Annotated in this window: 25 protein-coding genes and 2 pseudogenes; 15 read left to right on the top strand and 12 right to left on the bottom strand. The window is 52.2% G+C overall.

The window, feature by feature from the left end; all coding sequences use genetic code 11:
• The first annotated feature begins 38 nt into the window (after window positions 1–38).
• Window positions 39–809, top strand: coding sequence for a 2OG-Fe(II) oxygenase (locus LBW88_RS12555; protein WP_224932615.1), 771 nt, complete (start codon window positions 39–41; stop codon window positions 807–809).
• On the opposite strand, the gene LBW88_RS12560 is transcribed toward LBW88_RS12555, so the two are convergent.
• Entirely contained in the window at window positions 794–1,882 is a 1,089-nt protein-coding gene (locus LBW88_RS12560) for a DUF2817 domain-containing protein (protein ID WP_224932616.1), read from the bottom strand. The genes LBW88_RS12555 and LBW88_RS12560 overlap by 16 nt on opposite strands.
• Before the next feature lie 24 nt (window positions 1,883–1,906).
• On the bottom strand, window positions 1,907–2,677 hold the full coding sequence (locus LBW88_RS12565; RefSeq protein ID WP_224932617.1) for a transporter substrate-binding domain-containing protein: 771 nt from the start codon (window positions 2,675–2,677) through the stop codon (window positions 1,907–1,909).
• Window positions 2,678–2,929: 252 nt separating this feature from the next.
• On the opposite strand from LBW88_RS12565, the gene LBW88_RS12570 reads away from it, so the two are divergent.
• From LBW88_RS12570 to LBW88_RS12580, 3 genes are read left to right on the top strand one after another with little or no spacing between them, the layout of a single operon-like run.
• Entirely contained in the window at window positions 2,930–3,691 is a 762-nt protein-coding gene (locus tag LBW88_RS12570; RefSeq protein ID WP_224932618.1) for an alpha/beta hydrolase, read from the top strand.
• 26 nt (window positions 3,692–3,717) lie between these two features.
• Window positions 3,718–4,392 (top strand): heavy metal response regulator transcription factor, encoded by a 675-nt coding sequence (locus tag LBW88_RS12575; protein WP_034830307.1) that lies wholly within the window; start codon window positions 3,718–3,720, stop codon window positions 4,390–4,392.
• Entirely contained in the window at window positions 4,389–5,768 is a 1,380-nt protein-coding gene (locus tag LBW88_RS12580; RefSeq protein ID WP_224932619.1) for a heavy metal sensor histidine kinase, read from the top strand. Before LBW88_RS12575 ends, LBW88_RS12580 begins: the two co-directional genes overlap by 4 nt.
• A 65-nt stretch (window positions 5,769–5,833) precedes the next feature.
• On the opposite strand, the gene nfsB is transcribed toward LBW88_RS12580, so the two are convergent.
• On the bottom strand, window positions 5,834–6,487 hold the full coding sequence (gene nfsB / locus LBW88_RS12585; protein ID WP_224932620.1) for an oxygen-insensitive NAD(P)H nitroreductase: 654 nt from the start codon (window positions 6,485–6,487) through the stop codon (window positions 5,834–5,836).
• An 87-nt stretch (window positions 6,488–6,574) separates the two neighbouring features.
• On the bottom strand, window positions 6,575–7,576 hold the full coding sequence (locus tag LBW88_RS12590; protein WP_224932621.1) for a zinc-binding alcohol dehydrogenase family protein: 1,002 nt from the start codon (window positions 7,574–7,576) through the stop codon (window positions 6,575–6,577).
• A 143-nt stretch (window positions 7,577–7,719) separates the two neighbouring features.
• Between LBW88_RS12590 and LBW88_RS12595 the strand changes: the two genes are divergently transcribed.
• The 5 genes from LBW88_RS12595 (at window position 7,720) to LBW88_RS12615 (ending at window position 11,536) form a co-directional block, all read left to right on the top strand.
• Window positions 7,720–8,625: a LysR family transcriptional regulator gene (locus tag LBW88_RS12595; protein ID WP_224933006.1), complete on the top strand. Its 906-nt coding sequence runs from the start codon at window positions 7,720–7,722 to the stop codon at window positions 8,623–8,625.
• Between the two features lie 98 nt (window positions 8,626–8,723).
• Window positions 8,724–9,674 carry an aliphatic sulfonate ABC transporter substrate-binding protein gene (locus tag LBW88_RS12600; protein ID WP_224932622.1) on the top strand — a complete coding sequence of 317 codons (951 nt, stop codon included), beginning with the start codon at window positions 8,724–8,726 and terminating at the stop codon, window positions 9,672–9,674.
• Between the two features lie 150 nt (window positions 9,675–9,824).
• Entirely contained in the window at window positions 9,825–10,013 is a 189-nt protein-coding gene (locus LBW88_RS12605; RefSeq protein ID WP_097118832.1) for a YjfB family protein, read from the top strand.
• A 103-nt stretch (window positions 10,014–10,116) separates the two neighbouring features.
• Entirely contained in the window at window positions 10,117–10,995 is an 879-nt protein-coding gene (locus LBW88_RS12610) for a permease (protein ID WP_224932623.1), read from the top strand.
• 121 nt (window positions 10,996–11,116) lie between these two features.
• Window positions 11,117–11,536, top strand: coding sequence for a bleomycin resistance protein (locus LBW88_RS12615; RefSeq protein WP_224932624.1), 420 nt, complete (start codon window positions 11,117–11,119; stop codon window positions 11,534–11,536).
• A 148-nt stretch (window positions 11,537–11,684) separates the two neighbouring features.
• Here the strand turns inward: LBW88_RS12615 and panB are convergent, their stop codons facing one another.
• Window positions 11,685–12,485 (bottom strand): 3-methyl-2-oxobutanoate hydroxymethyltransferase, encoded by an 801-nt coding sequence (panB, locus tag LBW88_RS12620; RefSeq protein WP_224932625.1) that lies wholly within the window; start codon window positions 12,483–12,485, stop codon window positions 11,685–11,687.
• Window positions 12,486–12,675: 190 nt separating this feature from the next.
• A complete protein-coding gene (locus tag LBW88_RS12625; protein WP_224932626.1) occupies window positions 12,676–13,290 on the bottom strand; it encodes a LysE family translocator in 615 nt (204 codons plus the stop codon).
• A 180-nt stretch (window positions 13,291–13,470) separates the two neighbouring features.
• On the opposite strand from LBW88_RS12625, the gene LBW88_RS12630 reads away from it, so the two are divergent.
• The gene (locus LBW88_RS12630) at window positions 13,471–13,923 is read left to right on the top strand and encodes an Lrp/AsnC family transcriptional regulator (RefSeq protein ID WP_224932627.1); all 453 of its coding nucleotides are present in this window, start codon (window positions 13,471–13,473) and stop codon (window positions 13,921–13,923) included.
• A gap of 342 nt (window positions 13,924–14,265) precedes the next feature.
• Here the strand turns inward: LBW88_RS12630 and LBW88_RS12635 are convergent, their stop codons facing one another.
• Complete coding sequence (locus LBW88_RS12635; RefSeq protein ID WP_224932628.1) at window positions 14,266–14,556, bottom strand: hypothetical protein; 291 nt, start codon at window positions 14,554–14,556, stop codon at window positions 14,266–14,268.
• Between the two features lie 1,107 nt (window positions 14,557–15,663).
• Here LBW88_RS12635 and LBW88_RS12640 point away from each other — a divergent pair.
• Window positions 15,664–15,833, top strand: a pseudogene (locus tag LBW88_RS12640) (general stress protein).
• 757 nt (window positions 15,834–16,590) lie between these two features.
• On the opposite strand, the gene LBW88_RS12645 reads toward LBW88_RS12640, so the two are convergent.
• The gene (locus tag LBW88_RS12645) at window positions 16,591–17,910 is read right to left on the bottom strand and encodes an LLM class flavin-dependent oxidoreductase (RefSeq protein ID WP_224932629.1); all 1,320 of its coding nucleotides are present in this window, start codon (window positions 17,908–17,910) and stop codon (window positions 16,591–16,593) included.
• A 152-nt stretch (window positions 17,911–18,062) separates the two neighbouring features.
• Here LBW88_RS12645 and LBW88_RS12650 point away from each other — a divergent pair, with 152 nt between their 5' ends.
• On the top strand, window positions 18,063–18,962 hold the full coding sequence (locus tag LBW88_RS12650; RefSeq protein WP_224932630.1) for a LysR family transcriptional regulator: 900 nt from the start codon (window positions 18,063–18,065) through the stop codon (window positions 18,960–18,962).
• Between the two features lie 66 nt (window positions 18,963–19,028).
• On the opposite strand, the gene LBW88_RS12655 is transcribed toward LBW88_RS12650, so the two are convergent.
• Entirely contained in the window at window positions 19,029–19,217 is a 189-nt protein-coding gene (locus LBW88_RS12655) for a hypothetical protein (protein ID WP_224932631.1), read from the bottom strand.
• Window positions 19,218–19,462: 245 nt separating this feature from the next.
• Between LBW88_RS12655 and LBW88_RS12660 the strand changes: the two genes are divergently transcribed.
• The 3 genes from LBW88_RS12660 (at window position 19,463) to LBW88_RS12670 (ending at window position 21,070) form a co-directional block, all read left to right on the top strand.
• A complete protein-coding gene (locus tag LBW88_RS12660) occupies window positions 19,463–20,053 on the top strand; it encodes a hypothetical protein (protein WP_224932632.1) in 591 nt (196 codons plus the stop codon).
• A 71-nt stretch (window positions 20,054–20,124) separates the two neighbouring features.
• Entirely contained in the window at window positions 20,125–20,406 is a 282-nt protein-coding gene (locus LBW88_RS12665) for a cupin domain-containing protein (RefSeq protein WP_224932633.1), read from the top strand.
• Window positions 20,407–20,452: 46 nt separating this feature from the next.
• Entirely contained in the window at window positions 20,453–21,070 is a 618-nt protein-coding gene (locus tag LBW88_RS12670) for a class I SAM-dependent methyltransferase (RefSeq protein ID WP_224932634.1), read from the top strand.
• Here the strand turns inward: LBW88_RS12670 and LBW88_RS12675 are convergent.
• From LBW88_RS12675 to LBW88_RS12685, 3 genes and pseudogenes are all read right to left on the bottom strand, one after another.
• Window positions 21,067–21,219 (bottom strand): annotated as a pseudogene (locus LBW88_RS12675) (transcriptional regulator); the annotation flags it as partial. The gene LBW88_RS12670 and the pseudogene LBW88_RS12675 overlap by 4 nt on opposite strands.
• Window positions 21,219–23,120, bottom strand: coding sequence for an acyltransferase family protein (locus tag LBW88_RS12680; protein ID WP_224932635.1), 1,902 nt, complete (start codon window positions 23,118–23,120; stop codon window positions 21,219–21,221). The pseudogene LBW88_RS12675 and the gene LBW88_RS12680, both read right to left, overlap by 1 nt.
• Before the next feature lie 290 nt (window positions 23,121–23,410).
• Entirely contained in the window at window positions 23,411–24,313 is a 903-nt protein-coding gene (locus LBW88_RS12685) for a lipid kinase (RefSeq protein ID WP_224932636.1), read from the bottom strand.
• Between the last annotated feature and the right edge of the window lie 68 nt (window positions 24,314–24,381).

Consider the following 24,381-nt stretch of genomic DNA (forward strand, 5'->3'; position numbering starts at 1 on the left):
ACAGTCATTACACACCTGTCACAATGAGAACTGCTGCTATGACTGCACTGATTCGTTTCGATTTGCATCCACTGGCCGACGCCGAATGGCGACGTGAATGCCGTGAACAGCTCAACCAGCATGGCGCGCTGGTTCTGCGTCAGTTTTTACAACCCGACGCGTTGCAAAACATCATTGCCGAAGGAAATGCTCAGCGCCATCTGGCCTATCACACCCTCAGCAAACATAACGTCTATCTGATGAAAAAAGACGAGGCGTTCGACGCTGATCATCCGCGCAATCGCGATGTGATCAGTACCAAAGGCTGTATTACCGACGACGTGATTGCCGCCGAATCGCCGCTGCGCCAACTGTATAACGACGAACTGTTTAAAAGTTTTCTGTGCGACGTGCTGGGCGAAACCGCGCTCTATCCCTACGCCGACCCGCTTTCATCCATCAACCTGCATTACGCGCCCGATGGACAGGAACTCGGCTGGCACTTCGATAACTCCTCCTTTGCCATCACCCTACTGGTGCAGAAACCCCGCGCGGGCGGCGTATTCCAGTATGTGAAGGATTTACGCGATGCCGATGCGGGAGAGATGAATTTTGACGGCGTGGCGGCGGTATTGGATCAACGCCAACCGGTCGATGCATTGGCGATTGAAGCGGGTGACTTAGTGCTGTTCCGTGGTCGCAACTCAATGCACCGTGTGACGCCAACTGAAGGTGACGTCACGCGTATGCTGGCGGTGCTGGCGTACAACACGCAGCCCGGCATCGCCCTGTCGGAAACGGCGCGCATGACCTTTTATGGTCGGTTATGATTGGCGTTTAACAAACCCTGCCAGCCACGCACAAAAATCTGCTGGGTACGAAAAGCCACCAGATCGCGCCAGTCGCGGTCTGCTGGCCAAAAACCTTCCACCAGCTCATGCTTTAAGGCGCGCCCTGATTCACTGGCCGGTTCACCCTGCAGATGCAGCCAATGATCTTCACGCACGCGACGATGCATCTCTTCGCCGGGATACGTTCCGCACTCCACCACCAGCGGCAAGATCTGCGTCTGCGGCAGTGATTCCAGCAGGAACTGCGACAGATAGCCGGTTGCGGTTGCGGTCACTCCGGTGACACTGTCACGGCCTGCACCGGTAAACAGTAACGTTAACCACTCGCCATACAGAGATTTTCCCCACTGATGCGCAGCGAATTGTTGTTCAGCAATCGAGAGCAACATCGGATGGCCCCAGGCACCGGCTCCCGTATGCAGATCGAAGCTCAGGATGGTTTTTGCCTGCGACAAATGGTCAGCGATGATGGTTTGCATGGTGCGATAAGACCAGCTCGGCTGCTGTCCACCGTAGAAGAAGCCGTCCGCGAATTGGTATTGCCCGGCTTCCACCACCCGTTTCACCGCCAGCCAACCTGCGCCGTTAAGGGTTTCAGCTAATAGCTCATCAGCTTGTGTACGCTCGCCATGGTAGATGCCGTGCCATGACGGGTATTCAGGGTTAGCGGGGGCTGGCTGCGTAAAGTCGATGAAGTTGCGGTTAAGATCGATGTTGTCTTCGTTGACGCGTCGTAAATGTGCCGCGCCCCAGGGATTCAACAGGTGCAGCAACACAATCGCGGTGTCATCGGGCAAGGCAGTGAGACTAAAGCGATTAAGCCACTCAATCTGACTGTCCGAACCATAATAGCCTTCCACTCCGTGCGTGCCAGAGATGATCATCATCAGTTTGCTGGCGGCGGGATCGCCAATTACGGCGACATCGGTGTAAAGCGTTTCACCTTGTGGGCCCGACAGCGGATGCGGATAAGAAGTCAGAGCGCCGTGTTGGCGCTCGACTGCCGCGAGGAAACGTGCACGTTGGGACGGGTAATGCGGCAATTCAGACATGCTGTTTCCTGTAAATAATGGCGCTTACGGATAGACCTTAAACTTGAAATATTTCTTCGCTAACTGATCGTAAGTGCCGTTGTTGTGCAGTTCGGCCAGCGCATCATTGATTAGTTTCAGATGGACGGTATCGCCCTTACGCAGGCCAATCCCGACACCGTTACCCAGCAGTTCTTTATCCACCAGCGTGGCTTTAATGACGTAATCTTTGCCTTCCGGCGTATTCAGGAAACCCTGATCCGCTGACACTGCATTTGCCAGTGTGCCATCGAGGCGTCCCGCGACCAGGTCAGGATAGATCTCCATCTGATTCGGGTAAGACACAATATTCACGCCCTGCGTCGCCCATTTTGCTTTGGCGTAGGTTTCCTGAATGGTGCCCTGCGCCACGCCGATGTTCTTACCATTCAGCGTGCTGATATCTTCGGTCAGAGTGCTGCTCTTCGGCGTCAACAGCGCACTCGGCGTGATATACAGCATGTTGGTGAAATCCACCTGCTCACGGCGTTTTTCTGTCATCGACATCGCCGACAGAATCGCATCAAACTTCTTCGCCTGCAGTGCCGGAATACTGCCATCAAAGCCGATCTGCACCCACTGGCATTTTACTTTTGCCTGAGCACAAATGGCGTTGCCCAAATCGATATCAAATCCTTTGAGCGAGCCATCGCTGGCTTTAGATTCAAACGGGGGGAAGGTCGGATCGACACCAAAGCGCAACGTCTGCTCAGCAAACGACAGGGTGCTGAAGGCGCCAAGTGACAGCAGTAACGCGAAGGACAAACTCTTTTTCATTGTTAGCTCCAGCAGGCAGGTAAATTCACGACGGCATGGAGAGTTAATAACATGGCGGAAACATTACCACCACTAAAAAAATGGATTTGTGTAGAGTGAATTCTTATATTGATTAATAAGTTAGAGAATTTTCACACCCCATTAAAAATAACTTAATACCCCGCCGTCATTCTTTTGTCATAACTCGCTCACCCTGCTGTCAGCGCCGTTTTCATATCCTGTGCCCGAACCTTCCTTATCTGGAGCACGATCATGAAACTGAAAAAACTGACTTTTGCAGCGGGCATTTTATTGGCGATGGCTGGCGGCGCGGCACACGCCCAAGCGCAGCCGGTGAAGAATATTGTGTTAGTACACGGTGCTTTTGTAGGCGGTGCGGGCTGGCGTCCGGTGTATGACCGCCTGACGCACGATGGCTATAAAGTGACGCTGGTGCAGGAACCGCTGACTGGTTTCCCGGAAGATGTTACGGCGACACGCCGCATCATCGATCAGCAGAACGGACCGGTGATTCTGGTCGGTCACAGCTATGGCGGCGCCATCATCACCGAAGCGGGAAATGACAACAAAGTGGTGGGACTGGTGTACATCGCGGCGCACGCGCTGGATAACGGCGAAACCGAAGCGATCAACGGCAAGAAATTCCCGAACAGCGCGCATCCGTTTGCCAAATCGACTGATGGCTATCTGACCATTGCGCCAGAAAATTACCACAGCGATTTCGCCGCCGATTTACCGGCCGCCCAGGCGGATTTTGAAGCGCATGCGCAGATGCCAACCAATGCCGCCGTGTTCACCGCCAACATTCCAGACCCGGCGTGGAAGACCAAGCCTAGCTGGTACATGGTGGCGAAAGCTGACAAAATCATTAACCCTGATCTGGAGCGGATGTACGCCAAACGCGCGCACAGCCATACAGTTGAAATCGCCGGCGCCAGCCACTCGGTGTATGAATCTCATCCTGATGATGTGGCGAAATTGATTGAACAGGCCGCTCAGCAGGCGCAGCCCTAACCCACTGATTCCGCCCGGAGATGCGCATGAAAATTTTGGTGATTGAAGATGAAGCCAAAGCGCGCGATTACATGCGCAAAGGATTAACCGAAGCGGGATTTATCGTGGATGTGGCCGAGAACGGGCAAGACGGTTTGTTCTATGCGCAGGAGCATCATTACGATCTGATCTTACTCGACGTAATGATGCCTGGCATGAGCGGCTGGGAGGTGATGGCCGCGCTGGATAAACAGATCCAGACACCGGTGATTTTCCTCACGGCTAAGGGTACGTTGGAAGATCGCATCAAAGGGCTGGAACTGGGCGCGGATGATTACCTCGTGAAGCCCTTCTCGTTCGCAGAACTGCTGGCGCGCGTTCGTACGCAGTTGCGGCGCGGCGGTCAGCAAAAACTTCCCGATGTGCTGACCCTCGCCGACCTGCAACTCGATATCCTTAAACGTCGGGTGGAGCGCGCGGGTCAACGCATCGATCTCACCAATAAAGAGTTCAACCTGCTACACCTGTTTATGCTGCATCCCGGTGAGGTGCTGACGCGCACGGTGATCGCCTCACGCGTGTGGGACATGAATTTTGATAGCGATACCAACGTGGTCGACGTGGCAGTAAAACGCCTGCGCCAGAAGATCGATGGCCCCTTTGCCCAGCCGCTGATTCATACCGTGCACGGCGTCGGATATCGCTGCGAAGCTGAAACATGAAAAAACTCTCGCTTGCCACTCGCTTATCACTACTGCTCAGTACCTCAGTGATTGTGATCTTTGCCCTGAGCGGCTTTGCCTTGTATCAGTCTCTGGCGAAACAGATCGGTGTGCGTGATGACGCGGCTTTACTGACACGTATCGATCAGATTCGTACGCTGCTACGCGATGAAGACGCCATCACGCTGATCCAGCAAAAACCACGCCTGTTTGCCAATATGCTGGGCAACACGGAGTCTTTGCTGGTGCTGCGCTTTCCCGGCCAGCCGCCGCTGATTGTCGTCAATCCCGGCGCACGACCGATGCCCGACATCACGCCGGTGGCCACCGATCAGCCACTGAGTCTGGCCTCTGTACATCATCAGCAGGCACAGGATGGCACCCCTTTTATCTCCGCCGCCGCCTTAGCGCCTACGCGTGATGGTAATGGGCAAATTGAGATCATTACCGGCCGCCAGATGAGCGATCGTACCCAAACGCTGAACAGCTATCGCGATCAGATTATTGTCTCGACTGCACTGGCTGCGCTGCTGGTAGCAGCGCTCAGTATCTGGCTTATTCGACGCGGCTTGTCTCCGTTACGTCGGCTGGCAGCGGAAACTGATGCAATAGACGTGCGGCGCTTATCGCATCGTATCCAGTTCAGCGATTCCCCGACAGAACTGCAACCGCTGGTCGCTGCCTTCAATCAGATGCTCAGTCGCCTGGAAATGGGCTATCAACAACTCAGCCAGGTTTCAGCGGATATGGCACACGACCTGCGCACGCCGATTGGCACCTTAATCGGTCAGACCGAAGTGGCGTTGAGCCAGCCGCGCAGCGTGGACGATTATCAGGCGTTGCTGGGCTCGAATTACGAGGAACTGGAGCGACTGGCGAAGATGATCGATAACATGCTGTTCCTCGCCAAAGCGGAAGACGCCAGTCAGGCGATGGATTGGCAGCGGATCGATTTGGCACAGCTGGGCGAAAAGTTGCAGGACTATTTTGATGGCATGGCCGAGGAGCACGCCATGCAGTTGGAGATGCGCATGCAGGGAGAATTACGCGCCGATCCGCAACTGCTGCAACGTGCACTGGCGAATCTGATGGCGAATGCGTTGCGCTATGGCGAGCGCGAATCGACCATTCGAGTGTTAAGTGCGGTGCGCGATCAGGGAATTGAGTTGGTGGTGGAGAATCAAGGCGCGGCGTTGAGTGCTGAACAGCAGTCACGCATGTTTGATCGCTTCTGGCGCGCCGATGCATCACGACATCAAAGCAGTAGCGGACTGGGATTATCGATTGTGCGCAGCATCATGCGGTTGCATCACGGCAGCTGTGCGGTAAGCAGTGAGAACGGGGTGAACCGATTTAGTTTGCTGTTTCCGCGTTAAAACGTGTCGCGGCGCGACTCATCGCGCGGGGTTAAAACCACGTAAAAAAATTGCGCCGCGACCGCTTAAATAAAGGTGAAAATCTCTTCGCGCGGTAAACGTGATTTTGGCAATGCCGCGTTGAAATCTTCGTCACTGCGATAGCCCAGCGACACCAGTACCACGCTGGTAAAGCCTTTCTCACGCAGGCCCAACGCCTGATCCAGCGCACGCTGATCAAAACCTTCCATCGGTGTCGCATCAATCCCTAGCATCGCGGCACCTAACAGCAGACCACCGAGCGCCAGGTAAACCTGTTTTTCCATCCACTGCGGGATATCACGCTGCTCATAACGGTGCATATCAACATAGCCACGGCGGCTCTTGTCCTGTCCGGTCTTGCCTTCTGGTTTGGCAAAACGCCCATCCTGCTCTTCCTGCGCCAGTACATTTTGCAGATGCGCGTCATCCAGATCGGTGCGCATGCACAGCGCGATCACATGGGAAGCATTCAGCACTTTCGGGCCGTTATAGACAAACGCGCCGGTAGTGGATTGCGCGATCTGCTCACGACCTTCTGGCGTGGAAGCGACCACAAAATGCCACGGCTGAGAGTTGACGGATGACGGGCTGTTACGCAGCACGTTCAGCAGCGTTTCGATCTCTTCCTGCGGCAAGCTTTTACCACTGGCGAAGGCTTTAACGGTGTGGCGACGAGCCACTGCATCATTAAGTGTCATGGCAATCTCCTGAATCGATTATTTTAAAAGTGCCGTTACCTTAACCGCCGCGCTTACACGGCGGTTAACGAATTGTGTTTCAAAGGGTTAAAAGCCGCTGAGCACGATCTTGCCGCGGGCTCGACCGCTTTCGATCAGCGCATGGGCTTTGCGCAAATTGGCCGCATTGATAGTGCCGTGATGTTCGCCCGCCGTGGTTTGCAGCGTCTGGTCATCAATCAGCTGACTCACGCGTTCTAATATGTCGTGCTGACGCTGCATATCGCAGGTCTGGAACAGTGAACGGGTAAACATTAGCTCCCAGTGCAGCGAGATGGCTTTACGTTTCAGCGGCACCACATCCAGCGTTTCAGGATCGTCGATCAGTGCCAGCTTGCCCTGTGGGGCCAGCACATCAACCAGCTGGGTGTAATAGCTGTCGGTGTGCGTCAATGAAGCCACATAGCGTACCTGCGGATGGCCAATGGCCGCCAGCTGTTCACCCAGCGGCTGCTGATGATTGACCACATGATGCGCGCCCAGTGAGCGCACCCAATCCGCGGTTTCAGGGCGTGATGCGGTGCCAATCACCGTGAGGTTGGTCAGCTTACGCGCCAGCTGCGTCAGGATCGAACCCACACCGCCGCCTGCACCAATAATCAATAACGCCGCATTGTCTTCTGCCTGCACCTCAAGACGGTCAAACAGCAGTTCCCACGCGGTGAGTGATGTCAGCGGCAACGCAGCAGCACCGGCATCATTGAGGGTGCGGGGTTTATGTCCGGCAATGCGCTCATCCACCAGCCCATATTCGGCATAACTGCCAGCGCGAGTGATATCGCCGGCGTAAAACACCTCATCGCCCGGCTGGAACAGCGTGACGTCTTCGCCCACCGCTTCTACCACGCCGACGGCATCCCAACCCAGAATGCGCGGTTTATCGGTTGGCGCACCGTTACGCACTTTGGTATCCACCGGGTTCACGGCAATCGCGTGAATATTCACCAGCAGATCGCGTGCGCCCGGTTGAGGTTTGGCGACATCCAGTTCGTACAACGCATTTTCATCGGAAATCGGTAAACCGTTTTGGCTATAAACAATCGCTTTCATCAGGCCGTTCCTCAATTCATCAGGGTGTTAAGTAAGTTGGATTCAGCATAGCGGCCTGCACGCTGTGGAAAAATGCCGATTGCACAACAACACTTTCACTCTTAGAGTGAAAATCCCTGCCTGTTTTGACGATGAGTAAGAAAATGATCCGACTGGAAGATGTCACGCTATTCGTGCGATCGGCAGCACTGGGCAGCTTTTCCCGCGCGGCCCGTGAAGTGAATTTGCTGCCGGGGCAAGTGAGCGCCGCCATTCAGCGACTGGAGCGAGAACTGGACCGTCGCCTGTTTGCGCGATCCACACGTAGCCTGCGCTTGACCGCCGAAGGGGAAAAGTATCTGCCGTACGCGCAGGAGATGCTGGCTCTGATGCACGCCGGTGCCGATAGCCTGCAAAGTCACGAAGACGCACTGAGCGGCGAACTTAAAATCGCGATGCCTTCCGATATTGGTCGCAATATCCTCTTGCCACTGATCACCGACTTCTGCTGTGAACACCCTGCCTTATCGGTTCGTTTATCGTTATCCGATCAAATCAGTGATGTGTTTCGCGATCCGGTAGATATCGCCATTCGCTACGGCAAACTCGAAGACAGCAGTTACGTGGCATTGCCGCTGGCCGAGGACAATCGCCGCATCATGGTGGCGTCGCCAGCTTATCTCGATCAACACGGACGCCCGCAACAACTGGAAGATTTAGCGCAACATCACTGCCTGCCGTTTGTGATGGGCGGCCACGTCTATGACAAGTGGACGTTCCCGCAGGAAGGTATGCGCCGACAAATCACGGTAAAAAGTCGCCTTCTGTGTGATGACGCCGAAGTGGCGCGCCGTTGGGCTATCGATGGCATGGGCATCGCATATAAATCGTGGATTGATGTCTGTGAGGATATTCAGCAGCGCCGCCTGGAACGGGTGCTACCTGAGATCCCCGGCGAGAGCACGCCACTGCATTTAATCTGCCCGCATCGTAAGCAGTTCTCTCCCGCGATTCGGGCATTGCATAGCATATTGCGGGAGCATCTGCAGGCGATTACCGCGCAACTGTAATAGCTGTAATTATGCAGAGCTTATGCGAACTTGCGGTTTTGATTGCCTCGGGAGCGGCTTTATCATTTTGAAAATTGATAACACCTTCAGGGACTCACATGCGCAACATCACAAAGACAATACTCGCTTCACTGCTTTTCTCCTCACTGCTTGCCAGCGCCAACGCCGAAGAGACACTTCGCATTGGCTATCAGAAATCCTCCACCTTGCTGACGTTGATAAAGCAGCGCGGCGATCTGGATAAGGCGCTCGCCGACCGTGGCATAAAAGTGACATGGCACGAGTTCACCAGCGGTTTGCCACTGCTGGAAGCGCTGAATCTGAACAACGTTGACCTTTCTGCTGACGTGGCCGATACCGTTCCGGTGTTCGCGCAAGCGGCTGGCGCCGACCTCACGTATTACGCGCGCGAAACGCCCTCTCCAGAAGCTCAGGCCATTCTGGTGCCCGCCAACTCCAGCATCAAATCGCTGCAGGATTTAAAAGGTAAAAAGATTGCCGTTACCAAAGCGGCAGGCAGCCATTATCTGCTGATCGCCGCGTTGCAAAAGGCGGGACTGAAATTCAGTGATGTCACACCTGCATGGCTGACGCCTGCCGATGGGCGCGCCGCGCTGGAACACGGCAGCGTTGATGCATGGGTAACATGGGAACCCTTTGTCACCAGTTCGAAAGTGGAGCAGCACACGCGCGTGCTGGTGAGCGGCAAAGGTCTCGCCAGTTATCAGCGCTACTATCTGGTATCGACGCCTTATGCGCAGAAGCATCCTGAGGTGTTGGGGATTGTGTATAAGACGCTGGATCATGAAGCTCAATGGCTGAAAGCACATCCAACGGATGCAGCAAAGATTCTCTCTCCGTTGTGGGGTAATTTGCCATTGGCCACGGTGGAACAAGCGAACCAGCAACGTAGCTATCAGATCGAGCCAGTGAACAAGAGCGATCTGGCTGAGCAGCAGAAGATTGCAGATGCGTTTTATCAGGCGAAGCTGCTGCCGAAAGCGATTGATGCGCAGGATGTGGGCACCTGGCAGCCGCAGACGAAATAGTCACCCTGCCAGAGAATGAGTTGATTAAGCAGGTTGGCATCGGGCATGTCCGCTGATCGCATTGAAGCTTTGCCTGCAAATGCCGATAGACGTATCAGGCTTTCTCAAAGCCGTTTCCGCCCCCCATTAGTCGTTTTAAAGGAGAGCAAGATGGATGTATCACAGATTACTTCACTGGCTATCGGTCTGGATAATATGGACCTCAGCAGTAAGGTGAGCACCCTGGTACTGAAAAAGACCCTCGATAATCAGCAGTCAATGGCAGCAGGAATTCTTGATTCCATTCCGCAACTGCCTGCTAATCCGGCAGTTGGCCGCAACATCAATACCACCGCATAAACTCACGTTGCATCGTTGCACTTACTGAACGACCTCTGTTAGCGTGTATTTTTAACCACTCCCTACTTCAGGGAGTGGTCGACACGCTAATCAGGGACGTTTCGTGACGATTTTCTTTCCGCTTATCTACTTGTTTGCCGGATGGTTGCTGGGAAAAACCGCCTGGGATTGCAAAACGGCTGCGTCATGGATATTGACGCGCATCGCTATTCCCATCGTGATCATCTTTAATATATCAACCCGCTTTCACAGCATGAGCACCATTATTATCGCCACCGCGATATGCATGATGTTTCTATTGCTGGCAGGCCGCTATGTTTTCCCTGATCCCATTAAAAACCTGTGCTTTAGCTATCTCAACATCGGCTGGCTGGGTCTGCCCGTTGCTAGCGTGTTATTCGGCAATGATGCTGCGACCATTATTATTGCCGCCTATGTCGGCAGCTCAATTGTCGGCAACTCGCTGGGCGCAGGCATGCTCTCCGGCGAGAAATTTAATCCAATCACGTTGATGCGCACCCCGCCCGTCATCGCACTGATGATCGGCGCAGCGTTAATTCCATTCAGTGATCAGGTGGCTCAATACTTCGATAGCCTGTATCAAATTGCCAAATTCATGATGAGTTTTCTTGGCATGGCCGTGTTGGGCATTTGGCTTTCAAAAACGACAATATCGATGGAAGATTTTCGACTCGAACTGCGTCCGTTTATCACGCGTTCAATGGTTTTCGCTGTGCTGGTTTCTTTGCTGCTGCTGATAGCCGATCAGTTCAACGCGCCACTTATTACGCACAATCCAGCAACGCTGTATCTCTTCTGTCTGCTTCCCCCCGCAGCCAATATTATCGTACTGGAGACACATTACCTGGGCACTGGAAATTCAGCGCGGGCGATTTCATGTGGGACTTGTATCAGTATCGTGGCGATAGCGCTTTATTCGGCTGCTGTTTTGGGTGGCAGAGCGTTAGAGATATGGGGTTGAAGAGATGTTTAAGCGGGTTAACCTGATGCTCTTTAGACACTCATTTATCGTTTGTCGCGACATGTGCGAACAGGTTGTGCGGCATCAGCTCTAGTTCGTGCTATTTAAAAGGACATAAGCAATGACAGTTCAGCATGAGCCCTACTGGAACCGAATGGTGCCCGAACTGACCGTAACGGACTTCACTGCCTCACTGTATTTTTACACTGATGTATTGGGATTTCAGATTATGGTCAGACGAAGTGATCCCGAATTTGCTTACATCAACCTCGGCGAAGCACAGCTGATGCTTGAGCAGTTTCAAGCCGAAGGCTGGAATACCGCAGAACTCGTCAAACCGCTGGGGCGCGGCGTGAATTTCCAGATTGAGGTGGATGATATTGCCTGTGTGCTGACGCGGGTAAGGAAATATGGCGTGCCGCTGTATCGGGATTTGCGAGAAAACACCTATCAGATTGGAGAAACCATCGCTTGCCAGAGAGAGTTTCTCGTTCAGGATCCGGATGGCTATCTTCTACGTTTTTGCCAGTTTGTTGAGTGAGGGGGATTGTGGAGGTTGGGGGCTGGTTTTCGAGTGATGGATACCGATGGCTGGGGGGCCGCTTTGAGCGAAAATCGGACGTCGGTGATTAGTCTCTTTAGCCAGATTACAGGTATGAGCCGCTAATATAAGCGGCTGCATCTGTAACTTATTCTGAGTAGCAGTGCTCCGCCGACGGGAAGCTGCCGTCTTTGACGGCCGCAATGTAACTTTTTAACGCGCCCTGAATGTCGTGCTGCCCTTTCATAAAGTTTTTGACGAATTTCGGGGCCCTGCCGGTGATGCTCAGGCCGAGCATGTCGTGCAGCACTAAAACCTGTCCATCTGTATCCGGGCCAGCGCCGATGCCAATGACTGGTACGGACACCGCCCCGCTCAGCGCTCTGCCCAGCGAGGCGGGGACGGCTTCAACCAGCACCATTGCCGCGCCGGCTTCTTCCAGCTTTTTCGCGGTGTCGACCAGTGCGGCCGCCTGATGGCTGTCACGTCCCTGCACTTTAAAACCGCCAAAGACGTTAACCGACTGAGGGGTGAGTCCAATATGGGCGCAAACTGGTATACCGTTACGCGTCAGCTGACGCACTGTGTCGCACAGCCACTCTCCACCTTCAATCTTGACCATCTGCGCACCGGCCTGCATTAACTGCGCGGAGCTGTGCAGTGCCTGCTCAGGCGAAGAACAGGTCATGAATGAAAGGTCGGCTATGATGAAGCCGCCGTTGTTTCCGCGCTTAACGCAGGCCGTGTGATAAACCATATCTTCCAGCCTGACCGGCAGGGTGCTGTCATGGCCCTGCAGGATCATTCCCAGCGTATCGCCGATCAGAAGCATCTCAACGCCTGCCGTGCTCAGCTCGTGTGCAAACGTGGCGTCGTAGCAGGTGAGCATGGTGATTTTCTCGCCGCGCTGCTTGAGGTTTTTCAGGTGTGTCAGTGTGACTGATGACATGGTGTTCTCTGCTAATTCTTGACGTTGATGAAGGATGTTGCGGGGGCGATAATACCAGCTTTCGCAACGCTAATTGTATTGCTCGGTCTGCAAGACACCATAAAGCTCGGGCTGACTTTTCCCTGACGTTGAGTGTATTCATAAAGTCCCTGCTGCATGATGCGTTGTTATAAGCCTCTATGGCCATGCGTCACAGAAACTGCTCTGCCAGCAGCAGAGCCGCAATAATGATCATCAGGCTGCCTGAAATCCGGCTGACATTTTGTGCGGCGCGCGGTCTTGTCCCAAGCACCGTACCGGAGCCATACCCCACAAGCAGGTAGACCACGCCGCAGCTGATCACATGCACCAGCCCCAGCGCGATCATCTGCAGTGGAAGCGGCCAGGCAGCGTGGACGTCAGTGAACTGGGGAAGCAGGGCCAGAAACAGCAGAAAAACCTTCGGATTAAGCCCGCTGATGCAAAAGCCCTTGAGCGCCCATTTCAGTGGCGAACCTGCATCATCATTCTGCTCCGCCGCCGGCACTGTCGGATGGCGCAACATGCCGAGCCCGAGCCACAGCAGGTAGGCCGCCCCGGCTACGGTCAGGAGCGTCAGTACGCCCGGCGTGCCTGCAATGACTGAGCCGACCCCCGCTGCCACTATGAGCGTTGCAACAAGATGGCCGCTCAGCATGCCGGCAACCGCCGGCACAACCCGGCGTCCCCGGATGCCGGCTGAAATGGCGTAAGCCCAGTCGGCGCCGGGCGTGATTACGAAAAGCACGGAAACAGCCCAGAAGGCGGCGAACATACTCAGTGACATGTGGCGTAATCCTTATCGACCCCATCGCTGACCGGGCTTTGATCAGTGTTAAAAAGCTGCATCCAGGGAAACCTTTACCTGACTGATACGTTAAAAGTTGAAGAAAGAATATCGCTTTGTAAGCGGAATGTGCTTTCATTTACAGCTTAGAAAATGAGTCAAAACGGGAGGTTTTCAGGAATGGACAGAACAGACTGCAATATTCTTGCAGAGCTTCAGAAGGACGGGCGGCTTTCGCTCACTGACCTGGCGGAACGGGTGGGGATCAGCCTGTCATCATGTCAGCGCAGGGTCAGAGCCCTTGAGCATGAAGGGGTAATCAGCGGCTACCGGGCGCACCTGGATCCGGCCAGATTCGGGCTGAACTTTTCAGCCATAGTTTTCGTCACCCTGCGCGAGGGAGACCGACAGGCGGTCGCCGCCTTCGAGGCGGCAGTAGAGGAGATACCGCAAATTATTCAGGCGCAGCGACTGTTTGGCGATCCGGATTATCTGCTTCATGTTATCACCCGTGACCTGCCGGCTTTTCAGGCGCTGTATGATGAAAAACTCTCTGGTATCTCAGGTGTGCAGCGGCTTACCTCAACACTGGTTATGAAAACGGTTGTGAAAGATCGCGCGCTGCCTGTCTGACACTTGTGCGACGCCTCCCCATTCGATAGTTTTCAAAAAGTTTTTGGCACGGAGACAATGTTGTGCTGTGGAACGGTTAAAAAGTCGAACTTCCGCTGTTGGCACGAAGCAGACCTGCAGCTGGGCGAGGTCCGCTATGGGCTGTGAGTGCAACTGATGGATGCAACGCGTTGATTGAATCGCTCTGAGGGTGAACCTGGTCCGGTATTTTCTTTGTCTTTCGTTAAGTTGACTGGCAACACCCTTTAGTTATGGCTGGCTGAGAAGAGTACCGATGGATTTGAATATTTGAGTAAACTTAATTTAAAACGCCGAACCAACTGGAAACAGCGTTTAATTCTGTTAAGTCAGATCCACTCCCCTGAGCCCTGACCAGCAGCGCTCTGACGACTGCGTAACCAGTACCTGGGGATCGCTACTGATGACATTAACCAGCGTGGCAACCCTGTCGGTTAAACTCCGTATGTTCTCGGCGCCAACATACACATATTCATTGGCTGGCAAAGCAAAGGTGCGACCTTTTTCACACACAACGCTGCGTGAAAACCCATTTTCGAGCATCGCGTATAACACCTCAATGAGAGTGTTAGCCGTTGGCTCGCGAAGTTCAATCCTGATGGTATAGCTGGCCATAATAATTACCTCCTCTTAAATTTTAATTTAAGTTTACTTACATTGGGAGTGAGCGTATCTGCAGTCAATGATATTAAGAACATTCTTATTGGAGCGTGAGCTTTTTTTAAGACCAGCAATAGATTTATAAAAAGGGGGGGATAAAGAATATTTGCTGCTGACGATGAGCAGGTATCAGGAAGTATTTCGAATATAAGCTGAGTCGGTTTTTGATGCTTAATAAATGAAGATTTAAGAATGATTACAGCTTAAGGATGATCTGATAATTTTAACCTTGCAATAAATAAATTCCCGCCTGGGCGGAAAAAGTATGACAAAAAGGGAAATTTCTCGCGCGCAGCAGCGTTTACTGCGCGTTGAGACAATAGCATTCCCTAAGCTACAGTTTCGTGATCTTTAAGTTAAATGCCATACGGAAAGCTTATACATCCCTGATCCCGGCAATTTTTCTGGATGCACTTTTCATACGGAGTAGGAAATGATTCCTGGCGGAAACAGAAAGGGGTTAAGGCTGCTTTCAGGAAATTATCTTGTTTCCTGACAAAATATCATGTAGTGACTGGCTCTAATAATGGCAGTTGCACCGTGTTTTTTTGTCAGGTATAAGTCTGCCGGTAGCGCGGCTGAACACGCTGAAATCCAAATTTTGCGCGCCCGTTGCTTCGGTCTCCAGCAGCAGCTTCAGGGTTGCTGCTGGTTTCAGAGTCAATCAGCAATCCTTTCCCTCAAATCTGCGTTAACCTTTCAGGGTGCTATACGCTTCGCTTAAATTTTTATGGCACTACTCATTGATGATAATTCTTAGCGCTGCACGATAAATATGAACTTAACTGCTATCCTGAACTCTGTATTAATACAGGTTTTTCCACCTGTAACGAATTTTAACCCGCTCAGTGCGGGTATTTTTTTTGTCTATAAATCGTCATTCTAAATAAACAGTGCCAATGTTTTCTGATAAATGTTTCTGACTATCCGTGGAACTGTGTCCCCCATCGAGAATATGAAAGTTTCTTTATCAATATGGACTTATTAATTGCCGTCTCGCTACATACAAACCTGTCAATGCTGACTAGAGTTAATGCGTTAACTCACCCAACCGGAGCACCTATGGCAGAGCAACAGGCTAACAGCGGGAGTTTTGCAAATAACAGACAGCGTGCCGTCGAGCCGGTCGCAAAGGCGGGCAGGCCAGCGGTGGCAACTTTAAGTATGACCCGGAGCGTGCAGCAGAAGCGGGTCGTAAAGGCGGAAAGATAAGCCGTAGGGGTATAAAGTAAAAGCGAATAATACTGACAACGTCCCTGACGGGGCAGGACTCTGGAGCCTGAGCGCTCCTGCTGTGTTTCAGGCTTCGTTAGGGATATTTTTATGGACCCAGTTTCAACAGACTTTTACGTATTCAGCGTGGCAGACAGTGATGGCTGCAGCAGCCTGCACCGTACTCAATGTCTCAGGGCTCCCGAATCATTTAATCGCGTGTTCATGGGATCGTTCTCCGCTCCCGATTACGCCTGGCAGTATTTCAAAATCCACCATCCGGGTTTAAGGGCGGCATTCTGCCTGTCGTGTATGCGATAAAGCACGCGTAAATTTCACAGGCATATCTTCATGCTATCGGTGATTGTATGCAGATATGAAATACGGCTCCTTTAACTCCATACGTAATTCCCTGAATAAGCCATTTTTGCCGTATCCGGCAGAGAGACCTCTGTATGAGCAAAGCGCCCGCGCTGTTCTGAACTTCCTGCGTTAGTCCCTCAGGCGCACAGTTTAATTAGTGCGTAGCTTTACATACCTGTATGCACACACATTGAATCATCATTGCAAGTGTCCGGATCCCCTTCGGCTTGACGACAGGCCGTGACCTGCCTCCAGGATGAATATATTCCGATGTGAGCAATGTCCGCTGGCACTAAGCAGTCAGCCACAACAGCCAATGTCCGCAGTGCTCGCTCTGCGGACAATGCTAACAGCATTCAGTGTGAATAATAGGGGGCAGGCCAGCACTGTCATATTTAAAAATTCTTATATAAATCAATATTTAGCCAGTCCGAGGTGGTCCCGCAGATGGGTTCCTTCATATTCGGTACGAAAGATGCCCCGTCGTTGCAGTTCCGGCACTAAAAGTCCAGTTAATGCCTCTACCCCTGTTGGGAAATGAGTGGGAACGGCAAGGAATCCATCACAGGCATTGGCATCAAGCCAGGCTTGCATCTGATCGGCAACCGTGGCCGGGGAACCGATGGCTTTAAAATAACTGCCTTCCGCGAAGTAGCGGGCAGTTTCAAGGACGGAGAGATTTTTATCTCGGGAAATAGCCATAATCGCGTCCCGGTGAGATTTTCCCGCGTTTGATTCAGGCAATTCTGGTACAAGTTCATTAAGGTCAAACTGGCGAAAATCTACCCCACCCGCCAATGGTTTCAGATTGCTTAGGGCAATGTCATCTGGAATCAGGGCTAGCATCTGGTCGGCCAGTTCTCTGGCCTTCTGGTCTGTTTCGGCAATGATGGGAGTAAGCCCCACCATGATTTTGATTGAATCAGGTGAGCGCCCGAATTCCTGAGCGCGCCGACGAATGTCATCACGAAATGCGCGCCCGCCTTCGAGGGTGGATTGCAGTGTAAATACCACATCAGCCGTTCGTGCCGCCAGCGCCCGACCGGGCTCTGATGCACCGGCCTGAAAAATAACAGGTCGCCCTTGTGGGCTGCGCCCCATCGGAAGTGGACCTCGAACCTTAAAATGCGTGCCCTGGTGCTGAAGGAAATGCATCTTATCAACATCGAAGTAAACACCGCTCTGCTTATCCCGCGTAATAGCATCCTCATCCCATGATTCCCAGAGGCCGTTAACAACGTCGACGAACTCTTCCGCCCTTCCATAGCGGTCGGCGTGCCCCACATGGGCATCCAGGCCATAGTTTTGCGCTTCATCTTCGTTAAAGGAAGTGACTAAATTCCATCCAGCTCTCCCCTTGCTAATAAAATCGAGAGTTGAGAACCGACGCGCAATGTTGAACGGTTCGTTAAATGTCGTCGTGGCTGTGGCAGCCAGACCCAATCGTGAGGTATGGGCTGCAAGAAGCGGTAGCACCATCGTAGGGTCAAAGTGGATTGAACGGGGGTTAGCCGCACCGTATTTGTCTCCCGCCAGGATGTCATTACTGCGACGCACGGCGGCCTGGTCTTCGAAAAAGATGGCATCCAGTTTGGCGGCTTCTGCAAGTTGTGCAGCGTGCACCAGATGGTCGATGTCCAGATCTATTTCAGGAATGGCGTCCGGCAATCTCCAGGCTCCGAGGTGATATCCCGGGAATAGGAACAAGGCTAAATGAAGCTTCTTCTGTGTCATAAACTCACCTCTTATTAATACTGTGCGAAAGCGCGATCTCATCGCCTGGATGATTAGCCTGTGCATTGCCATGACAGTATGGGTAATTTAAGGTGTACTAATCCATCAGCATAAATGCACGTACCTGTTGCATAAAACTATACAGGGCCGACATGAGTCCATTTTCCCGTTTTGCAGCCTACTTTATGGAGGTTGCGCGCCATGGAAGTCTTCGAAAAGCAGCGGAAAGGCTGCACGTATCCGCGTCAGCCATTAATCGGCAGATACTCCAGGCGGAAGAAGATCTGGGTATACCTTTGTTTGAGCGACTGCCGGGAGGCATGCGTATGACAACGGCAGGTGAACTTCTCTACACCGACCTACTCCGCTGGCAACGTGACTTTAACGTGACAAAACAACGATTTGATGAGATTAAGGGGCTCAGGCGCGGCAAGGTCAGTATCGGGCTGGTTCAGGCTTTGACGGAGGGACAACTCTGTGACGAGATTTCTGCCATTGCTCAAGAGCATAGCTGGCTGGATCTCCAGCTAAATGTAGAAAGCAGCGCAGTAGTTACACAGCAGGTACGAGATTCCGAAATTGATTTTGGACTGATACTTGACCCGGAAAGCGTTGTCGGACTTGAAGTGTTCGCCTTTGCAGAGATCGAGATGGGTATTGTTCTGCCGCCTCAGCACAGGTTTAAGGATAATGTGGCGCTTTCCCTGTCTGACCTGAATGAAGAAAAGCATATTCTTCCAGGCAAATCACTGGTCGTTCACGAACGTGTTCGATCAATTTACGCCCATGCGCGTCAGATGCCCGAAACAGCAATCTCCTGCAATGATATCCGCCTGATTAAAGCGCTCATTGCGGGGGGAGCAGGCGTGAGTGTGCTTTGCTGGCTCGACGTAATGGAAGATGTCAGAGCGGGACGTCTACACTTTATTCCTCTAAAGAACAGGCCGCTGCGTCCTCTGATTCTGGGTTTATGCATTAACTCTACAAGGCAGCTATCCCGCGCGGCTCATCACGTGATGAAGCGCCTGTCTGTAGTTATTGAGGCCTTATGACCTGCTCCCCGTGGATTCCGCCTCTTACGGCAGTGTGTACATCGCGATTTTAGCCTTTGCTGGCCATTATTTAGCCAGTTTGATAACAAACGAACCATCTTCTTTTTTGATTTTGGCTCCTCGTTCAGCCCAGCGATCCGCCAGTTCAAAAAATTCATCGGCACTGATGTTGAAATCCAGCACAACTTCCCTGAATTCACCACTTTTCAACATCTCGTTCGCTTTTTTATAGGACTTTGCAGTTGTGCTTTTCATGGATTTTCTTCTCCGAAAGTTCAGTGGGTAATTTTTGTTCAGTGCAGGATATCTCTGGTTGGTTCTTTAGTCGCAAAAAAATGCGCCACCGGACGCATTTTCATCCATAGGATGACCCGCTATACAGCCCCCTTCCCCTTCGAGTGAGCATTCCATCCTTTAATTTCGCAGACAACCTGATTATGTTAATAAACATATGCCGCATGCAACGGGCTCTGCATTAACACCCCAAAACGAGGTTAAGGATGATTTCACTGGGTTTTGTGTCAAAGAAAATGCTGTCTAATTGGAGTGACGTTCCGCCCTACCTGCCTGATTTCCAGTTCCACGAAAAACACAGAGCTGTAATCAAATCCACCAGCCCTGAAAAGATCATGCCGCTTATCAAGGCATTTGATATTGAGCAAGATTCGGTGATCCGGGCATTAATGTCGATACGACAGTTGCCGCAGAAACTGCAAAGAAAGGCCCCTGAAACCCAGGATGATCAATTCGGTCTGCAAACTTTCACGCTTCTTCACGCCTCTGCTTTAGAACTTTGCTATGGGTTAAGAGGCGAGTTTTGGCGCGCCGACTTTGGTTTAGAAAAGATATCTGACGCAGAAGAGTATCAGCAATCCGCGCGGCCGGGTGCTGCAAAGCTATTGCTGCGCTATCAAGTTAATCTAATCAACCACAGCCAATCCGAGCTCATTACCGAAACGTTCATCCACTGCCCGGACAAGGCCTCTCATTTTAAGATGGCAGCTTACTGGCTGGCGATCAGAGCAGGAAGTGGTTTGATTCGGCGCAGAATGTTGAACTCCGTTAAGCATGAGTTGGAAAATAAACCATAAAAGGAAGCAGGATGATTTCTAAATAAAATGCTGAACATTATGTCTGGGGTGATAACTGCGACGGTTGGTATTTGGTCAATCGTCAGGACATGCTGATTATTCATGAGAAAATGCCTCCCGGCACACGTGAAACCCGTCACTTTCACTCCTTCTCTAGGCAATTCTTTTTCGTTTTGCAGGGCGTCCTGACGATGGAACTGGAAGGTGAAAAACACGACATCGAGGCTCAGCACGGATTAGAAATTGCCCCAGGCGCAAGGCATCAAGCCAGAAACGACAGTGCAACTTCCGTTGAATTTCTTGTTATCTCCCATCCAACGCCACGAGGTGATCGCACCGATCTTTCAGCATGATGAATTTCAACTATGATTCCCCCTTCACCTCACATGAAGCCAAATCATGAATCACGAGAAAGAAGCTGAACATATTATTGACCTGTATCGCGAAGGCGCGGAAGTCTGGGATAACCATCGCACTAAGCATTTTATCGAGCAGCACTGGTTGGCGCGTTTTCTCGACCTGATTCCTGCTGGCGGTGAAATTCTGGATGTAGGCTGCGGCGCAGGTATTCCAATTGCTGAGTACTTTTTGCAGAAGCAATTTAAGGTGACGGGTGTAGATGCATCCGAGCCGATGATCGCCCGCTGTCGGGAAAGGTTCCCACAGGCGCAATGGCAAATTGCCGATATGCGCACGCTGGCACTCGAAAAGGCTTTTAACGGTATCATCGCATGGGACAGCTTCTTCCACCTGACGCGCGACCACCAACGCGCGATGTTTCCGCGCTTTGCTCGACATGCCAAGGTCGGCGCTGGCTTAATGTTCACCAGCGGCCCCGATGATGGTGAGGCGATGGGCACTTTTCTTGACCGTCCGCTCTATCATGCCAGTCTGGCTCAAGAGGAGTTCCGCCAACTGCTGTCGGATAACGGTTTCAACGTGGTTAATCAGATCACCGAAGATGCCACCTGCGGTGGCAGAACGGTGTGGTTGGCTCAGAAAAACAAAACTGCTTAAAGCGCGAAATCCACGTGCTGGCCGCCAGGCATATTCACGCCAATCGTTAATTGCCCGCCCAGCGCCTCAACATAACGCTTTAAGGTGGCAATTTTCAGGTCTTCGCCACGCGCTTCAATTGCTGCAACCGACGGTTGGGCGATACTCATCACCGCCCATCAATCATCCCCCACATCCCTGCAAACACTCCGCTCAGGCTTTTGTTTCCCACTTCCGAAAGGTGGTTGTCGTCGCGATACAGCGGCACATTTTCTCTCGCGCCATAGCAGAAACGGCTATCACATAATCCCTGCGCGGCATCCAGCAAGGTGACGTTTGGCGAAAGCGCCGCGATCTTGTTGAGCATCGCCAACGCATCCTGATGACGTGATTGATACTCGGCACGAGATTGCTGAATGGTCAGCACTTTGCCGCGCATCGCATCGCGTGACATGCGATAAATCACGTCATAACCGAATTCCGGCACCGGCGTCATGATGAATACACGATGATGGCTGGCGAGTTGTTTCACCGCGGCGCCAAAATGCTGTTGATAGGCGGCGATGGAACTGCCGTCCTGCCTGAAGCTATAGGTCGGTGCGCTGCTGCCGCTTCCATACTCACCGTGCAGATAAAACGACATGCGATTGATGATCAATACCGATGCGTTGGGGTATTTGCGTTCGATATCGGCCATCGCCGCCTTCACAAAGCCACCGCAATCAGGGCTGGCGCTGCGTTGAATATCCGGCACTGAGGGGCAGCCTGATTGCGCTATAAATACCAAACCATCCTTTGGCTGGGCGCTTGCCACAATCGAGGACAACATGGCGGCGGCGTGGCTATCACCCAACACCACCAGGTTTACCTTGCTGGCACTGCCAAAAACGCACTGTGGTGAGATCATGCCGCTGAGCACAAAGCAATTTTTGGCCATTGCAAAGCGTTGCTGAGAATAGTGTTCAATCGAGGCCACCACAGCGGGTGCGCGTGATGGGATTCCCGCCTTTGCTACAATTGTCACCCCGAACAACATCACCACCGAGGACTGCCCAAGCGCGATATAGGTTTTTCGGCTAAACCAACCTTGCGAATTCTCGACCCAAATGTAGGAAACCCAACCTGCGGCCAGGGATAACAGAACCAACAACATCTGGCTGACGATCGTGATGGGCCAGTCCACCAGATGGCAGAACACCCACAAAGGCCAATGCCATAAATAGATCGAGTAAGACGTTTTGCCGATGTGCTGCACGACGCGATGATTTAAACACCAACTGTTCTGCACCGCCGCGTGAAGAATCAGCGCAGTGAATAAGACGGGTATCAGCGTCATAATACTTGGCCAGGCGATGTTTTCATCAAATATGAACGCGCATAATATTAGTGACAAAATACTGACTGGCGGAACCCAGCCCTGCCCGCTCAGTCGGGTTTTAGGTGCCAGATACACTAATCCGCCAACCAGCATTTCCCATGCGCGGGTGGGCAACAAATAATAAGTCGCGGTGAGATGATAATCAGTGGCGACCATCACCAGTACTAATCCAAACGACAGCAGCGCGGCAATTCCCATCGTCCAGGCAAACTGTTTGCGCAGAAAACGTGCGGTGAACATTAACGCCAGAGGCAATAATAAATAAAACTGCCACTCAACGCTTAATGACCAGGTGTGCAGCAGCCATTTATACACCGATCCGGTATCAAAATAACCTCCCTGTTTGAAATAGACCACATTGGATATAAAGCTGAGGCTGGAGACCGCATGCTCAGCCATGCGTTGATACTCGTCTGGCGGCATCAGGAAATAGCCCATCAACATTAATATTGCGCACAACACCATTAATGGCGGGATAATTCGCCTGCAGCGCGCGGCATAGAAAGCCATCAGTGAAAACTTCTGATGATTAAGTCGCGACAGAATAATTCCCGTCATTAAATAACCCGAAATAACAAAGAACACATCAACACCGAGGAACCCTCCACTCACTTGGTTAAAACCAAAGTGATAGAGGAGGACTAACATAACCGCATAGGCACGCAGCCCGTTAATGTCAGAGCGGAAAGTCATGGGGATGATCCCTGAAAGAGGTTTTCAGGATAATGTAAAGATTGTGATAAGACGCAGCAATCGATGAAATCTCTGTAATTTCATGTCCATGACACAAGAAATGGAACTGTACACCCGATGATTTATCTTAAGCTCATTTAATTCTCCCTCGAATAATCATCAGGTTGTCAGACGCGTAAACAGGAACAGCTTTACGAAATCATTATTAACTTAAATGAAATGAGATCAGGATATTCAGAATAGTGTCACACTCTCATCAGCCGATATTAACGTTCAGAAATAGTGAGCCATTAAGGTTTACCTGGTGCTAATACCGCAATTGCACCTTCGATTAAACGATAATGTGCAGGCGTGCGGCCAATAATTTCCCCATCCGCATTAATGTCATGCGGACGCCGGGTGTGCAGGCTAAATTGGGTGCCGCTCAGCGTACGCACGTTGCCCCAGCGACCATGTGTGCCACGGCGCAGCGAGGGAAACAGCGCCAGAATTTGCCACCAGTGACGCACTTCCAGGCTATACGCATCCAGACGACCATCATCGGGTGCTGCGTCCTTCTCTATCGTCATCCCACCGCCGTAGAAGCGGCCATTGCCCACCGAAAATTGCACCGTTTTAATTGCTTCCTGCTGGCCATCATAATGCAGTATGGCGCTGAACGGACGGCTTTGCCGCAGCAGGCGCAATGCAGCCAACGCATAACCCGCTGTGCCCCACTTTTTCTTGGCTGCTGCGGTGAGATTGCGTGCCAGGCTGGCAGAAAATCCAACGCTGGACACGTTCAAAAACAGATGGCCGTTGACTTCACCCAGATCGATACGCCGCGTGTGTCCTGCGACGATGATGTTGATCGCTGCCTCCAGATTAAAAGGAATGCCTAACGTACGGGCAAAATCATTGGCCGTGCCGAGCGGTAAAATGCCCAGCGGCAAGCGGGATTGCATCAGCCCCAGTGCCGCCGCATTCAGCGTGCCATCGCCGCCGCCGACAATCACCACATCCACTTGAGACTGATGCGCCAGAATCAATTCACTGTAACTGCGTTCATCATCTTCGTGCGGGGTAATCAGGGAATAGCCTGCTGCCGATAATTGCTGATGTGCCAAATCCGCCCACTGCGCACCACGGCGTGCCCGACGATTGATCAGCAGGAGCGCGCGCCGCTGCTCAGGTTGAGCACCAGGATTGGTCATTTCGATATTTCCCTGAAATTAAATGCATCAGGCGAAAGTAACCAGACATAACGTAACTGGCAATCTTC

Origin of the sequence: Pantoea sp. alder81 (genome assembly GCF_020179835.1) — a bacterium.
In the GTDB taxonomy this organism is placed as follows: Bacteria; Pseudomonadota; Gammaproteobacteria; order Enterobacterales; family Enterobacteriaceae; genus Pantoea.